12 protein-coding genes are annotated in these 14,949 nt (G+C 73.9%); 9 read left to right on the top strand and 3 right to left on the bottom strand.

Going from position 1 to position 14,949, the window contains the following annotated elements:
* Positions 1-4 precede the first annotated feature (4 nt).
* Positions 5-1,951, bottom strand: a complete 1,947-nt coding sequence (locus O2W14_RS09000) for an AAA family ATPase (protein WP_269175743.1) — start codon at positions 1,949-1,951, stop codon at positions 5-7.
* On the bottom strand, positions 1,948-2,931 hold the full coding sequence (locus O2W14_RS08995) for an aldo/keto reductase (RefSeq protein ID WP_269175742.1): 984 nt from the start codon (positions 2,929-2,931) through the stop codon (positions 1,948-1,950). Before O2W14_RS08995 ends, O2W14_RS09000 begins: the two co-directional genes overlap by 4 nt.
* Before the next feature lie 163 nt (positions 2,932-3,094).
* Here O2W14_RS08995 and O2W14_RS08990 point away from each other — a divergent pair, with 163 nt between their 5' ends.
* From O2W14_RS08990 to O2W14_RS08955, 8 genes are all read left to right on the top strand, one after another.
* Positions 3,095-3,922 (top strand): undecaprenyl-diphosphate phosphatase, encoded by an 828-nt coding sequence (locus O2W14_RS08990; protein WP_269175741.1) that lies wholly within the window; start codon positions 3,095-3,097, stop codon positions 3,920-3,922.
* 68 nt (positions 3,923-3,990) lie between these two features.
* The gene (locus O2W14_RS08985) at positions 3,991-4,710 is read left to right on the top strand and encodes a histidine phosphatase family protein (RefSeq protein WP_269175740.1); all 720 of its coding nucleotides are present in this window, start codon (positions 3,991-3,993) and stop codon (positions 4,708-4,710) included.
* Positions 4,711-4,720: 10 nt separating this feature from the next.
* Positions 4,721-5,272 (top strand): DUF3090 family protein, encoded by a 552-nt coding sequence (locus O2W14_RS08980; protein WP_269175739.1) that lies wholly within the window; start codon positions 4,721-4,723, stop codon positions 5,270-5,272.
* Between the two features lie 82 nt (positions 5,273-5,354).
* Positions 5,355-6,191, top strand: a complete 837-nt coding sequence (locus O2W14_RS08975; protein WP_269175738.1) for an SCO1664 family protein — start codon at positions 5,355-5,357, stop codon at positions 6,189-6,191.
* 204 nt (positions 6,192-6,395) lie between these two features.
* Positions 6,396-6,782: a VOC family protein gene (locus O2W14_RS08970; protein WP_269175737.1), complete on the top strand. Its 387-nt coding sequence runs from the start codon at positions 6,396-6,398 to the stop codon at positions 6,780-6,782.
* 71 nt (positions 6,783-6,853) lie between these two features.
* Positions 6,854-8,119 (top strand): cysteine--1-D-myo-inosityl 2-amino-2-deoxy-alpha-D-glucopyranoside ligase, encoded by a 1,266-nt coding sequence (mshC, locus tag O2W14_RS08965; RefSeq protein ID WP_269175736.1) that lies wholly within the window; start codon positions 6,854-6,856, stop codon positions 8,117-8,119.
* A gap of 13 nt (positions 8,120-8,132) precedes the next feature.
* Positions 8,133-9,182, top strand: a complete 1,050-nt coding sequence (locus O2W14_RS08960) for an HD domain-containing protein (RefSeq protein ID WP_269175735.1) — start codon at positions 8,133-8,135, stop codon at positions 9,180-9,182.
* Between the two features lie 7 nt (positions 9,183-9,189).
* Complete coding sequence (locus tag O2W14_RS08955) at positions 9,190-9,648, top strand: AAA family ATPase (protein ID WP_269175734.1); 459 nt, start codon at positions 9,190-9,192, stop codon at positions 9,646-9,648.
* Between the two features lie 343 nt (positions 9,649-9,991).
* On the opposite strand, the gene O2W14_RS08950 is transcribed toward O2W14_RS08955, so the two are convergent.
* Positions 9,992-10,858: a PAC2 family protein gene (locus O2W14_RS08950; protein WP_269175733.1), complete on the bottom strand. Its 867-nt coding sequence runs from the start codon at positions 10,856-10,858 to the stop codon at positions 9,992-9,994.
* 211 nt (positions 10,859-11,069) lie between these two features.
* Between O2W14_RS08950 and metH the strand changes: the two genes are divergently transcribed.
* Positions 11,070-14,879, top strand: coding sequence for a methionine synthase (metH, locus tag O2W14_RS08945; RefSeq protein ID WP_269175732.1), 3,810 nt, complete (start codon positions 11,070-11,072; stop codon positions 14,877-14,879).
* Positions 14,880-14,949 lie beyond the last annotated feature (70 nt).

Below are 14,949 nucleotides of genomic sequence, written 5' to 3'. Positions count from 1 at the left end.
TGACTCACTCCGCCACCTCGGCCAGCAGCGTGGCCAGCCGCGTGCGCCGGGGCCGGACGTCGACCTCGCGCACCGCCCGGGCCAGCGCGGCACCGCTGGCGTGCACGATCGACAGGTGCTTCTGCGCACGGGTCAGCGCGGTGTAGACCAGCGGCCGGGACAGCATCCCGCCGGCCTCCGGGGGCAGCACGACGACCACGCCGGGCCACTCCGAGCCCTGCGCCCGGTGGACGGTGATGGCCCAGCCGTGCCGCAGGTCCGACAGCGCCGAGCCGTTCACCGTGACCGGGCCGGAGCTGAAGTCGACGTTCAGCGAGCCCTCACCGGTGCCGGTCACCACGCCCACCTCGCCGTTGGCGAACCCGATGGGCTCCAGGTCCAGGTGGTTGGCCGTGGCCACGACCCGGTCGCCGACGTCGAAGCCGAACACCGTGCCGTCGCCGGGGTTCAGTGCGGCCTTGAGCGCCTTGTTCAGCTCGATCGTGCCGGCCGGCCCGCGGTGCACCGGGGTGACCACCTGCACCGTGGCCGGGTCGATGCCCAGCGCGCGCGGGATGGAGTCGGTGACCAGCTGGACCACCCGGCGGGCCGCCTCGGCGCTGCCGGTGGCCGGCACGATCACCACCTCGCGGTCGGGTGACTCGACGTGCACCAGCTCGCCGCCGCGCACGCCGGTGGCCAGCCGCGCGATCGCACCACCGGCGGCCTGCCGGTGCAGCGTGGTCAGCTCGGTGACCGGCACGGCGCCGGAGTCGATCAGGTCGCCGAGCACGTGCCCGGGCCCGATCGAGGGCAGCTGCGCGGGGTCGCCGACCAGCAGCAGGTGCGTGCCGTCGGGGCAGGCCTCCAGCAGGGCCGCGGTCAGCTCGACGTCGAGCATCGAGGCCTCGTCGACCACCACGACGTCGGCGTCCAGCGGCCACTCCTCGTTGCGGGCGAACCCACCGGTCATGCCCTGTGCGCCCAGCAGCCGGTGCACCGTGACCGCCGGGTGGTCGGTGAGCTCCTCCAGGCGCTTGGCCGCGCGGCCGGTCGGGGCCGCCAGCGCCACCTCGGTGCCCTTGGCCTCCAGAAGCTTGACCAGCGAGGCGACCGTGCGGCTCTTGCCGGTGCCCGGGCCGCCGGTCAGCAGCGAGATGCCCGCCCCCAGCACCTGGGCGACCGCGGCCTGCTGCGCCGGGTCCAGCCCCTTCGCCACCGAGCGCACCGAGGCGGGGTCGGCGATCCGCTGGCTGGTCGCGGCCAGCCGCTGCACGTTCTCGGCCACGGCCTCCTCGGCCATGCCGTACCGGGCCAGCGAGAGCATCCGCAGCGACGGGTCGGGCTCGGGGAACTCGTCGTCGTCCTCGTCGGGGTCGACGAAGGGCGGCTCGTGGTCGAGCACGTCGCCGGACTCCACCGCGGCCAGCACGGCCGCGGCCGGGTCGGCGACGCCCTCGGCCTGCAGGGCGGCCACCACCAGGTCGGCCGGGAGCACGGTGTGCCCGTCGCGGGTGGCGGTGCGCAGCGTCAGGGAGACGATCGCCCGCCCGCGCCGGGAGTCCTGCCGGTCGGCACCGGACAGCACGGTGATCGCCAGCCGGTCGGCGTCGGCGAGGGTGACGCCGGTGAGGCTCAGCAGCGCCCACGGGTCGTCGCGCAGCCGGCGGGCGGCGTCGGGGCCCAGGGTGTCGGCGGAGCTGACCGCGAGCCGGGCGTTGAGGCCGGCGCCGACCAGCAGCTCCACCACCTCGTAGGTGGGGCCGGCGGCCAGGAAGGAGCTGAACAGCCGCTCGGCCCGCTGCCTGCCCACCCGGGGCAGCGTGAGCAGCCGGTCGGCGGAGACCTCGTCGGGGCTGGTGATGCCGGCTGCGGGCAGCTCGGCCGCGGCCCGCTTGCCCAGGCCGGGCCACAGGCCGGCGGCGCAGAAGGCGGCGAAGACCGGGTCACCGGTCGGGGAGGGGGTGCTCATGAGGGATCCGGCCGCTGGTCGGGATAGGAGAAGTGCGGCGCCGAGACGTCGTCCAGCGCGGTGACGATCGCCGGGGGCAGGCGCACGCCGTCGGCGTCCAGTGTCTCCTGCAGCTGGGCGGCGGTGCGCGCGCCCACGACCGGGGCGACGACGCCGGGCCGGTCGCGCAGCCAGGCCAGCGCCACGCCCAGCGGGCTGGTGCCCAGCCCCTCGGCGGCGGTGACCACCGCCTCGACCACCCGGTCGGCGGAGGGGGAGTGCAGCCGGGACAGGAAGCCCAGCCACTGCGGGGACGCCGCGCGGGAGTCCTCCGGCGTGCCGTGCCGGTACTTGCCGGTCAGCAGCCCGCGCCCCAGCGGCGACCAGGGCAGGATGCCCAGCCCGAGCGCCTCGGCGGCCGGGGCCACCTCGCGCTCGATGCCGCGCTGCAGCAGCGAGTACTCGACCTGGGTGCTCACGATCGGCGTGCGGCCGGGCCAGGCGCGCTGCCAGGTGGCGGCCTGCGCGGTCTGCCAGCCGGAGAAGTTGCTCACCCCGATGTAGCGGGCCCGGCCCGAGGACACCGCGAGGTCGCAGGCGGCCAGCGTCTCCTCCAGCGGGGTGGCCTCGTCCCAGGCGTGCAGCTGCCACAGGTCGACGTGGTCCAGGCCGAGGCGCTCCAGCGAGGCGTCCAGTGCCGCGAGCAGGTGACCGCGGGAGGCCCCGCGGCCCATCGGGCCCGGGCCGGTGCGCCCGGCGGCCTTGGTGGCCACCAGCACGTCCGTGCGCGGGACGACGTCGGCCAGCAGCCGGCCGAGGGTGCGCTCGCTCTCCCCGTCGGCGTGGACGTCGGCGGTGTCGACCAGCGTGCCGCCGGCGTCGACGAAGGCGGTGAGCTGCTGCGCGGCCTCGTCCTCGTCGGTGTCGCGGCCCCACGTCATCGTGCCCAGCGCCAGCCGGGAGACCACGAGCCCGCTGCGCCCGAGCGCCCGCTGTTCCACGACCGGTCAACCTACCGGTGCCCACCGACGCCGACCGCCCGCGAGGCGGCCGTGCGGGGCGTCGCGCACGGGTCTGCCAGGCCCGGCCCCTAGGGTGCCTGCCGTGCCCTGCCCTCACGCCGCCGTCCCGTCCGCCGCCCACCCTCCCCGGCGGGGCTGACCCGTGGGCTGGTTCGAGGCTGCGTTCCTGGGGCTGGTGCAGGGGCTCACCGAGTTCATCCCGGTCAGCTCCAGCGCCCACCTGCGCATCGTCGGTGACCTGTTCGGCTGGGACGACCCGGGTGCGGCGTTCACCGCGATCATCCAGATCGGCACCGAGCTCGCGGTGCTCATCTACTTCCGCAAGGACATCGCCCGGATCATCAGGTCCTGGGTGGGCTCGCTGGTGCACCGTGACCGGCCGCGCGACGCCGACGCCCGGATGGGCTGGCTGATCATCATCGGCAGCATCCCGATCATCGTGCTGGGGCTGCTGCTGCAGGACCAGATCGAGACCACCTTCCGCGACCTGCGCATCGTCGCGATCGCCCTGGTGCTGTTCTCCTTGATCCTCTACGCCGCGGACCGGATGAGCAGCGGCCGGCTCGAGCTCAGCGACCTCACGCCCCGGCACGGCCTGGCCTACGGGTTCGCCCAGGCGCTCGCGCTGATCCCCGGCGTCTCCCGCTCCGGCGGCACCATCACCGCCGGCCGGTTCCTGGGCTACTCCCGGGCCGCGGCGGCGCGCTACTCCTTCCTGCTGGCCATCCCCGCCGTCCTCGGGTCGGGGCTGTACCAGGTGCAGCAGTCCCTGGACGGCGGCATCGAGTGGGGCCCGACGCTGCTGGCCACCGTCATCTCCTTCGCCGTGGGCTACGTCGTCATCGCCTGGCTGCTGCGCTACTTGAACAAGGGCAGCTTCACCCCCTTCGTCGTCTACCGCGTCGCGCTGGGCCTGCTGATCCTGGTGCTGGTCAGCACCGGCGTCCTGGACCCCAACTCCGGGGCCTGACGACGGACCCCGTCCCCCTCGCAGGCTCGGGGTGAGCCTCGGGACGGGGCCGCGCATACCCTCGGCCCGTGACCACCGTCATCCTGCTCAGGCACGGCCGGACGACGGCCAACACCGCCGGCGTGCTCGCCGGCTGGACCCCCGGCGTCCAGCTCGACGAGACCGGCCAGGGGCAGGTGGCCGCGGTCGCCCAGCGGCTGTCGGCGGTGCCGCTGGCGGCCGTCGTGAGCAGCCCGCTGGAGCGCTGCCAGCAGACCGCCGGGGTCGTGGTCGAGGCGCAGCGCGCCGCCGGCCGGGAGCTGGAGCTGCGCACCGACGACCGGCTGGGCGAGGCCCGCTACGGCGACTGGACCGGCCGCCCGATCAAGGAGCTGGCCAAGGAGCCGCTGTGGAAGGTCGTGCAGCAGCACCCCTCCGCCGCGGTCTTCCCCGGCGACGAGGGGGAGGGCCTGGCACAGACCCAGGCCCGCGCCGTGGCCGCCGTCCGGGAGTGGAACGCCACCCTGGGGCCCGACGCCGTCTGGGTGGCCTGCAGCCACGGTGACGTGATCAAGGCGGTGCTGGCCGACGCCTTCGGCATGCACCTGGACTCCTTCCAGCGGATCGTCGTCGACCCCGCCTCGATCTCGGTGGTCACCTACACCGACACCCGCCCCTTCGTCGTCCGGGTCAACGACACCGGCGGCGACGTCGCCGCGCTGATCCCGCCGACGAAGAAGAAGCGCGGACGGCGCGCGGCCAGCTCCGACGCGGTCGTCGGGGGCGGCGCGGGCTCCGGCGCCGCGTAACCTGATCGGCGTGCCTCGTCAGGTCTTCACCTTCGACCGTCCCTCCCGGTTCGTCGCCGGCACGGTGGGTCAGCCCGGTGACCGCACCTTCTACCTGCAGGCCTCCGACGCCGCCGGTCGCACCGTCAGCGTCGCGCTGGAGAAGTCGCAGGTCCAGGTGCTGGCCGACCGCATGAGCGAGCTGCTCGACGAGGTCGCCACCCGCGCCTCCGTCGTCGTCCCGCCCGACGCCGACGTCGACGACCTCGCCCCGCTCACCGCCCCCGTCGACGAGGAGTTCCGCGTCGCCGCGATGGGCCTGGCCTGGGACGGCGAGGCCGCGGCCGTCGTCGTCGAGGCCGTCGCCGCCGGCGAGGAGCCGATCGAGGAGGACGTGATCCTCTCCGACAGCGACGAGGGCCCCGACGCGCTGCGGGTCACCATCACCCCCGCCGCCGCCCGCGCCTTCGTCGCCCGTGCCCGGCGGGTCATCTCCGCCGGCCGCCCCTCGTGCCCGCTGTGCTCGCTGCCGCTGGACCCCTCCGGGCACGTGTGCCCGCGGCAGAACGGCTACCGCCGCTGAGCCGCGGCCGCTACGAGGGCACCCGGTGACGGGCGCGCCCCACCCGGGCTCCGGCCCCCGCGACGAACGGCTGGAGGACCCCGTGGCCCAGGACGAGCCCGTCGTCGAGCAGGACGTCGACGAGTACGACGAGGACGACCACGAGGACGACGGCGACGTCGTCGAGCTGGACCTGACCACCTTCGACCACGGCGACCGCCGCGCACCCGAGGGGCCCGACGAGGTGGCCACCCTGCTGCGCGAGGGCGAGCTGGACCTCGAGGGCCGGCTGCTGGACGCCAGCAACGTCACCCTGATCGCCGCGATCCGCACCGACACCCTGGGCGCCACGTGCGTCTACAAGCCGGTGGCCGGTGAGCGGCCGCTGTGGGACTTCCCCGACGGCACCCTGGCCGGCCGGGAGATCAGCGCGCACCTGGTGTCGGAGGCGACCGGCTGGGGCGTCGTCCCGCCCACGGTGCTGCGCGAGGGGCCCTACGGCTCCGGGATGGTGCAGCTGTGGATGGACGCCGACCCGGCCGTCGACCTCGCCGAGTTCGTGCGCGCCGACGACCCGGGCCTGCGCCGCATGGCGGTGTTCGACGCGGTCGTGAACAACGCCGACCGCAAGGGCGGCCACATCATCCCGATGCGCGACGGTCACGTGTACGGCGTCGACCACGGCATCTGCTTCTCACCCGACCCCAAGCTGCGCACCCTGCTGTGGCGCTGGGCCGGCAAGCCGCTGCTGCTGGAGCACCTGGCCGTGCTCGAGCGGCTGGCCGGGCAGCTGCGCGGCGAGCTGGGGGAGCAGCTGCACGCCCACCTCACCCGCCGCGAGGTGCGTCGCACCCAGCAGCGGGTCGAGGACCTGCTCCGCACCCAGCTGCACCCGCAGCCGTCCGGGGACTGGCCCGCCCTGCCCTGGCCGCCCTTCTAGCTGCGCCGCGATCAGCCCGGACGTCGTCGGCAGGCCCGCGGGCTGCCACTGTGTGCCGGTGCGCCGACCCCCGGCCGTCGTCCTCGGTCTCCTCCTGCCGGTCGTGCTGATCGCGGTGGCGCTGCTGCTGTCCTCCGGCGGGGAGACGTACACCCCGGCCTGAGGCCGTTGCCCCGGCGGGGCGTGCCCTGGTTGGCTGACGCGGTGCCGCACCGCAGCCGTCTCGCCGTCCTGCTCATCGACCTCCCGCCGGAGCTGCACGACCGCGGCCAGCACTTCTGGTCCGCGGCCACCGGCCACCCGGTCGAGCGCGAGCCCGGCGACGACGTGTGGTCCTCGCTGGGCTCCTTCGCCGACGGCTTCCACCTGGAGGTCCAGCGCACCGGCCCGGGCACCGCGCCGCGCTGGCACGTCGACATCGAGACCGACGACGTGCACGCCGAGGTGGCGCGGCTGGAGGCCCTCGGTGCGCTGCGGATGGCCGACATGGGCGGCTTCTGGCAGATGAAGGACCCCTCCGGCCTGCTGTTCTGCGTGGTCGGCGTGCAGACCGGTGAGCAGTTCGAGCGGTACGCCACCCGCTGGCCCTGAGCACGCCGCACCCGGGCGGGTGCGACCGGGTGCCGTGCGGAGGTGTCGGGGAGCGGTTCTAGGCTCGCTGCGTGCACTCCTGGCCCGCCCCACTGATCCCGATGCTGCCCGGTTCCGGCCCGGCCCTGCGGCTGTACGACACCGCCCGCGAGGAGGTCGTCGAGGTCACCCCCGGCCGCACCGCGCGGATGTACGTCTGCGGGATCACCCCCTATGACGCCACCCACCTCGGTCACGCCGCCACCTACCTGGCCTTCGACCTGGTCAACCGGATCTGGCGCGACGCCCGGCACGCGGTGCACTACGTGCAGAACGTCACCGACGTCGACGACCCGCTGTTCGAGCGCGCCGACCGGGACGGCGAGGACTGGATCGTGCTGGGCATGCGGGAGACCGCGCTGTTCCGCGAGGACATGACCGCGCTGCGCGTGCTGCCCCCGGACGACTACGTCGGCGCCGTGGAGGCCATCCCGCAGATCGTGGGCAAGGTCGAGGCGCTGTGGGACGCGGGCCTGGCCTACTCCCTGGACGACGGCACCGGTGACGTCTACCACGACGTCTCCCAGGCGCCGGGCTTCGGCAACGAGTCCGGCTACGACGAGCCGACCATGCTGCGGCTGTCCGCCGAGCGGGGCGGTGACCCCGACCGGCCGGGCAAGCGCAACCAGCTCGACCCGCTGCTGTGGCGCGGCGCCCGGGAGGGCGAGCCGTCCTGGCCCGGCCCCCGCGGGGTGCCGGGGCGCCCCGGCTGGCACATCGAGTGCGCCGCCATCGCCCTGGACACCATCGGCATGGGCTTCGACGTGCAGGGCGGTGGCAGCGACCTGGTCTTCCCGCACCACGAGTACTCCGCCGTCCACGCCGAGGCGCTGACGGCCACCAAGCCCTTCGCCCGGGCCTACGTGCACGCGGCGATGATCGGCCTGGACGGCGAGAAGATGAGCAAGAGCCGCGGCAACCTGGTGTTCGTGTCCCGGCTGCGCGGCGAGGGCGTCGACCCGATGGCCGTGCGGCTCGCGCTGCTGTCCGGGCACTACCGCACCGACCGTGCCTGGACCGCCGACCTGCTCACCGCCGCCGAGGAGCGGCTGGCCACCTGGCGGCGCGCGGTGGCCTCACCGCTGGGCGCCCCGGCCGGCCCGGTGCTGATCACCGTGCGCGAGCGGCTCGCCGAGGACCTGGACACCCCGGGTGCCCTCGCCGCGGTCGACGCCTGGGCCGCGGCAACCCTGGCCGGTGCCGACACGACCGACGTGCCCGACGACTGGGACGAGCAGTCGCCCACCGTGGTGGGTGACCTGGTCGACGCGTTGCTCGGCATCGCGCTCACGGCATGAGACCGTGCCGGGCATGAGCGCGCCCGCCTCCCCGTTCCGGCTCGCCGACCGCCGCGCCCGTGAGGCCGCCGAGGAGCTGCTCGCCCCCGCCGCGGCGCGCTCGGTGCGCACCCGCGGGCGGGCCCGGCCGGAGCCGGAGGACGCGCTGCGGACGGCCTACGAGCGGGACCGCGACCGGATCCTGCACGCCAAGGCATTCCGCCGGCTCAAGCACAAGACGCAGGTCTTCCTCAACCCCGACGGCGACCACTTCGTCACCCGGCTGACCCACACCCTGCAGGTCACCCAGGTCGCCCGGTCGCTGGCCGCGGCGCTGTCGCTCAACGAGACCCTCGCCGAGGCCATCGCGCTGGGCCACGACCTGGGTCACTCGCCGTTCGGGCACATCGGGGAGTCCGCGCTGGAGCCCTACGTCGCCGGCGGCTGGCACCACGCCGCGCAGGGCGTGCGGATCGTGGAGGTGCTCGAGGACCTCAACCTCACCTGGGAGGTCCGGGACGGGATCCGCGCCCACAGCTGGAAGATCACCCCGCCGCCGGCCACCCGGGAGGCCGAGTGCGTGCGCTACGCCGACCGGATCGGCTACCTCTCCCACGACGCACTGGACGCCGTCCGCGCCGGGGTGCTGTCGGTCGGTGACCTGCCGGCGAGCACCCGCCGGGTGTTCGGCGCCCCGGGGAGCGCGATGGTCGGGGCGATGATCACCGCCGTCGTCGAGGGCAGTCTGTCGCCGGGCAACGCCACCGGCGCGGTGGTCATGGCCCCCGAGGCGCTGGAGGCGATGGCCGAGCTGCGGGCCTTCATGTTCGCCCGGGTGTACGAGTCCGACACCGCGGCCGGGCAGAAGCACATCGCGATCGACGTCATCCGCCGGCTCGTCGACCACCACCTGGCCCACCCCGAGCTCATCCCGGCCACCTACCGCGACACCGAGGCCGACCTGCTCACCCAGGTCGTCGACCACGTCACCGGCATGACCGACCGGTTCGCCCTGGCCACCCACGACCGGCTCTTCGACGACACCGCCTCGGTGCGGATGCGCCCGCTGCTGGTCACCCCCTAGGCCCGGCGTGGCCGTCGTCCTGCTCACCGGGATGTCCGGCGCGGGCAAGTCCACGGTGCTTTCCGAGCTGGGCCGGCGGGGTCACGCCGTCGTCGACACCGACGTGGGCGGCTGGGTCGCCGAGGGCCCCGAACGGCACTGGCACGCGGGCCGGCTGACCGGCCTGCTGGACGCCCACACCGACGGCCACCTGTTCCTGGCCGGCACCGTCGCCGGCCAGGGCGCCTGGTACCCGCGCTTCGACGCCGTCGTGCTGCTCACCGCCCCGCTGGAGGTGCTGCTCGACCGGGTCGCCACCCGGACCACGAACGACTTCGGCAAGGACGCGGCCGGGCGGGCGGCCGTCGTGCGGGACGCCATGGCGGTCGAGCCCCTGCTGCGGCGGGACGCCACCGCGGTCGTCGACACCCGCCGTCCGCTGCCGGCCGTGGTCGCCGCCGTGCTCGCGGTCGCCGGACCGGGGTGACGGCCCCCGGCTCACCAGGGGTGGCCTGCCTCCGAGGGGTGTCCCGGGGGAGCGGTCGCCAGCGACGCCGGCAGCTGCAGCGCCTGCGCGCTGTGCCGACCTCGTGGCCCGTCGCTCCTGGGCGCTGAACACCCTGCCCGGCCGCGGACCCGCCGTCCCACGGCCGCGAGATCTGCGTCCTGGTGGTCTCAGGGCCCGGGAGGCCCCGAGAACGCAGACCTCGCCGGCGGCGGACACCGTGGACGCCGGTACGGGCCACCCCGCGACGAGGACGGGCTGGTGGTGGTCGTCCGGAGCGGACGACCACCACCAGCCCGGGGTGGTGAGCGGGGAGCTGCGCGGACTAGCTGGCGCCGCCCGTGCCCCGGCGCTTGAGGTACCGCTCGAACTCGCGGGCGATCTGGTCGCCGTTGGCCTGGGACAGGTCGCTGGCGGTGGCGCGCTCCTCCAGCGAGCGCACGTACTCCACGACCTCCTCGTCCTCCTGGGCCATCTCGTCGACCGTGGTGACCCACTCGTCGGCCTGCTGCGGCAGCGTGCCCAGCGGCACGGTGAGCTCCAGGACCTCCTCCACCCGCTGCAGCAGCGCGATGGTGGCCCGCGGCGAGGGCGGCTGGGAGACGTAGTGCGGCACCGCGGCCCAGAAGCTCACCGAGGGGATGCCCGACTGCACGCAGGCGTCGGCGAAGACCCCGAGGATGCCGGTCGGCCCCTCGTAGCGGGAGGTCTCCACGCCCCACTGGCGGGCGGACTCCGCGTCGTAGGCCGAGCCGGTGACCGGCGTCGGGCGGGTGTGCGGCGTGTCGGCCAGCAGCGCACCGAGCGCGACCACGGTGGTGACGCCCAGCTCCTGGCACAGCTCGATCAGCTCGTCGCAGAAGCTGCGCCAGCGCATGTTGGGCTCGATGCCGCGGATGAGCACGACGTGCCGGTCGCTGCCCGGGGGCCTGGCCACCGAGATGCGGGTGGTCGGCCACTCCAGGCGGCGGGTGACGCCGTCGATGAGGGAGACGGTGGGGCGGTTGACCTGGAAGTCGTAGTAGTCCTCGGGGTCCAGCGCGGCGAGCGGGGTGGCGTCCCAGCTGAGCTCCAGGTGCTCGACGGCACCCGTGGCGGCGTCCCCGGCGTCGTTCCACCCCTCGAACGCCACCACGACCACGGGGTCGTCCAGCTCGGGCAGGTCGTCTGCGTCGGACTTCGGATCGATCACCGGTCGAGCCTACGTCGATCTCGCGCGCGGGTCCGGGCGCGGCGGGACCCGTGGACGGCGGGAGCGGCCTCCGGCACCGGGGTGGACGGGAGTGGGACGATGGGAGGCGTTGTTCGAGGACGACGAGGCGCTGCTGCCCGTCGGCGTTGCCAGGGCCCTGGCGCCGGACGCCCGTGATCCCGTGCCCGATCGACGACCCGAGGACGCACCTGTGCCCCAGTTCTCCGCGCCCACTCCCGCCGAGCTCCGCCCCGACGCCACCGAGGCGCTCACCGCCGCCATGCGCGAGCGCATCCTGGTCCTCGACGGCGCCATGGGCACGGCGATCCAGCGCGACCGGCCCGACGAGGCCGGCTACCGCGGGGAGCGGTTCGCCGACTGGCCCAGCGACGTCCAGGGCAACAACGACCTGCTCAGCATCACCGCCCCCGACGTGATCGCCGGCATCCACCGCGAGTACCTCGACGCCGGCGCGGACCTGCTGGAGACCAACACCTTCAACGCCACCCGCATCTCGCTGGCCGACTACGGGATGGAGGAGCTGGCCTACGAGCTCAACCTGGCCTCGGCCCGCCTCGCCCGCGCCGCCTGCGACGCGGTGAGCACCCCGGACAAGCCGCGGTACGTCGTCGGCGCGATCGGCCCGACCAGCCGGACGGCGTCCATCTCGCCCGACGTGAACGACCCCGGCGCGCGCAACGTCACCTACGACGAGCTGGTGGAGGCCTACCTGGAGCAGGCCAACGGCCTGGTCGACGGTGGGTCCGACGTCCTGCTGATCGAGACGATCTTCGACACGCTCAACGCCAAGGCCGCGATCTTCGCGCTGGAGACGCTGTTCGAGGAGCGCGGCCGCCGCTGGCCGGTGATGATCTCCGGCACGATCACCGACGCGTCGGGCCGCACGCTGTCCGGGCAGGTCACCGAGGCGTTCTGGTACTCGGTGCGGCACGTCCACCCGCTGCTGGTGGGGCTGAACTGCGCGCTGGGTGCCAAGGAGATGCGGCCCTACATCGCCGAGATCTCCCGGATCGCCGACACGTTCGTGTCCTGCTACCCCAACGCCGGGCTGCCCAACGCCTTCGGTGAGTACGACGAGTCGCCGGAGGAGACCGCCGCGATCGTCGGGGAGTTCGCCGAGTCCGGCTTCCTCAACCTCGTCGGTGGCTGCTGCGGAACCACCCCGGCGCACATCGCGGCGATCGCGGCGACGGTGGCCGGCACGGCACCGCGGACGCCGGTCGAGGTCGCCCCGGCGCTGCGGCTGTCGGGCCTGGAGCCGCTGACGGTCACCGGCGACTCGCTGTTCGTCAACGTCGGCGAGCGCACGAACATCACCGGCTCGGCGCGCTTCCGCAACCTGATCAAGGCCGGTGACTACCCGGCGGCCCTGGCCGTGGCCCGCCAGCAGGTCGAGGCCGGGGCGCAGGTCATCGACGTCAACATGGACGAGGGGATGATCGACGGCGTCGCGGCGATGGACCGCTTCACCAAGCTCATCGCCACCGAGCCCGACATCTGCCGGGTGCCCACGATGATCGACTCCTCCAAGTGGGAGGTCATCGAGGCCGGCCTCAAGTGCGTCCAGGGCAAGGCGATCGTCAACTCGATCTCGCTGAAGAACGGCGAGGAGGAGTTCGTCGCCCACGCCCGGCTGTGCCGCAAGTACGGCGCCGCGGTCGTGGTCATGGCCTTCGACGAGGACGGCCAGGCCGACTCGCTGCAGCGCCGCACGGAGATCTGCCGGCGGGCCTACGACATCCTCACCCAGCAGGTCGGCTTCCCCGCCGAGGACGTGATCTTCGACCCCAACGTCTTCGCCGTGGCCACCGGCATCGAGGAGCACGCCCGGTACGGGCTGGACTTCATCGAGGCCACCCGCTGGATCAAGGCCAACCTGCCCGGCGCGCTGGTCTCCGGCGGCGTCTCCAACGTGTCCTTCTCCTTCCGCGGCAACAACAAGGTCCGCGAGGCCATCCACGCCGTCTTCCTGTTCCACGCCATCCGGGCCGGGATGGACATGGGGATCGTCAACGCCGGAGCCCTCGAGGTCTACGACGAGGTCCCCGAGCTGCTGCGGGAGCGGATCGAGGACGTCGTCCTCAACCGGCGCCCGGACTCCACCGAGCGGCTGCTGGAGATCGCCGCGGACTTCGCCGGTGACGGGTCGGCCAAGGAGGTCGCCACCGAGGAGTGGCGGTCCCTGCCGGTGGGGGAGCGGATCACCCACGCCCTGGTCAAGGGCATCGACGCCAACGTCGAAGACGACACCGAGGAGCTGCGCCAGGACATCAGCGCCCGCGGGGGCCGGCCGATCGAGGTCATCGAGGGCCCGCTGATGGACGGGATGAACGTGGTCGGTGACCTGTTCGGCGCCGGGAAGATGTTCCTGCCGCAGGTGGTCAAGAGCGCCCGGGTGATGAAGAAGGCCGTGGCCCACCTCATCCCCTACATCGAGGCGGAGAAGCAGCCCGGGGACGTCGAGCGCAGCAACGGCAAGGTCGTCATGGCCACCGTGAAGGGCGACGTCCACGACATCGGCAAGAACATCGTCGGCGTCGTCCTGCAGTGCAACAACTACGACGTCGTCGACCTGGGCGTCATGGTCCCGGCGCAGAAGATCCTGGACACCGCCAAGGCCGAGGGCGCCGACGTGATCGGCCTGTCCGGGCTGATCACCCCGTCGCTGGACGAGATGGTCAACCTCGCCAGCGAGATGGAGCGGCAGGGCTTCACCATCCCGCTGCTGATCGGTGGGGCCACCACCTCCCGGGCGCACACCGCGGTCAAGGTGGCGCAGAAGTACTCCGGCCCGGTCATCTGGGTCAAGGACGCCTCCCGGTCCGTTCCGGTCGTGGCCGCGCTGCTGTCCGACGAGCAGCGCCCGGCCCTGCTGGCCGCCACGGACGCCGAGTACGCGACGCTGCGCGAGCGGCACGTGGCCCGCACCGACACCCGCCGGCTGCTGCCGCTGGCCGAGGCCCGCGCCGCCGCCACCCCGCTGGACTGGACCGACTACCGCCCGCCGCGGCCGCGGATGCTGCTCCAGCAGACCCGCGACGTGTGCGCCGGCCCGGTCTGCGACCACCCGCAGGGGCACGCCACCCAGTTCGTCAAGACCTTCGACGACTACCCGCTGGCCGAGCTGCGCGACTACATCGACTGGCAGCCGTTCTTCAACGCCTGGGAGATGCGCGGCCGGTTCCCCGACATCCTGCACAACCCGACCACCGGCGAGGCCGCCCGCCGGCTTTACGCCGACGCCCAGGAGATGCTCGACCGGGTCGTCGGTGAGCGCTGGCTGCGCGCGGCCGGGGTGTTCGGGCTGTTCCCGGCGAACCAGGTGAACGGTGAGGACATCGAGGTCTACACCGACGAGACGCGCACCGCCGTCCGCACCACGCTGCACCAGCTGCGCCAGCAGACCGAGGGACGCGACGGCTCCCCGCGCAAGTCGCTGGCCGACTTCATCGCCCCCAAGGAGACCGGGCTGCCCGACCACGTCGGTGCGTTCGCCGTCACCGCGGGACTGGGCTCTGCGGAGCGGGTGGCGCAGTTCAAGGCCGACCACGACGACTACAACGCGATCCTGCTCGAGTCGCTGGCCGACCGGCTGGCCGAGGCCTTCGCCGAGCGGATGCACGAGCGGGTGCGCACCGAGTTCTGGGGCTACGCCCCCGACGAGGCGCTGGACCCCGACGGGCTGATCGCGGAGAAGTACGCCGGCATCCGCCCCGCGCCGGGCTACCCCGCGTGCCCGGAGCACACCGAGAAGCAGACGATCTGGGACCTGCTCGACGTCCAGACCGCCACCGGCATCGAGCTCACCGAGAGCATGGCGATGTGGCCCGGTGCCGCGGTCAGCGGGCTGTACTTCTCCCACCCGCAGTCGCAGTACTTCGTGCTCGGCCGCATCGCCCGCGACCAGGTCGAGGACTACGCCCGGCGCAAGGGCTGGACGGTCGCCGAGGCCGAGCGGTGGCTCTCGCCCAACCTGGGCTACCGCACCGAGGACGAGTGAAGGACCCCCGTGCCCCCCGCACCACGCTCCGCGCGGTGCGGGGCCCTGCACGGGGGCCGGAGGGCACCGT

Origin of the sequence: Modestobacter sp. VKM Ac-2986 (genome assembly GCF_026967795.1) — a bacterium.
Lineage (GTDB): Bacteria > Actinomycetota > Actinomycetes > Mycobacteriales > Geodermatophilaceae > Modestobacter.
This window is presented reverse-complemented; position numbering and strand designations above follow the sequence as displayed.

Coding starts and splice junctions, on each gene's coding strand:
- O2W14_RS09000 (WP_269175743.1), bottom strand. CDS start 1,951: ATGAGCACCCCCTCCCCGACCGGTGACCCGGTCTTCGCCGCCTTCTGC.
- O2W14_RS08960 (WP_269175735.1), top strand. CDS start 8,133: ATGAGCGCGCCCGCCTCCCCGTTCCGGCTCGCCGACCGCCGCGCCCGT.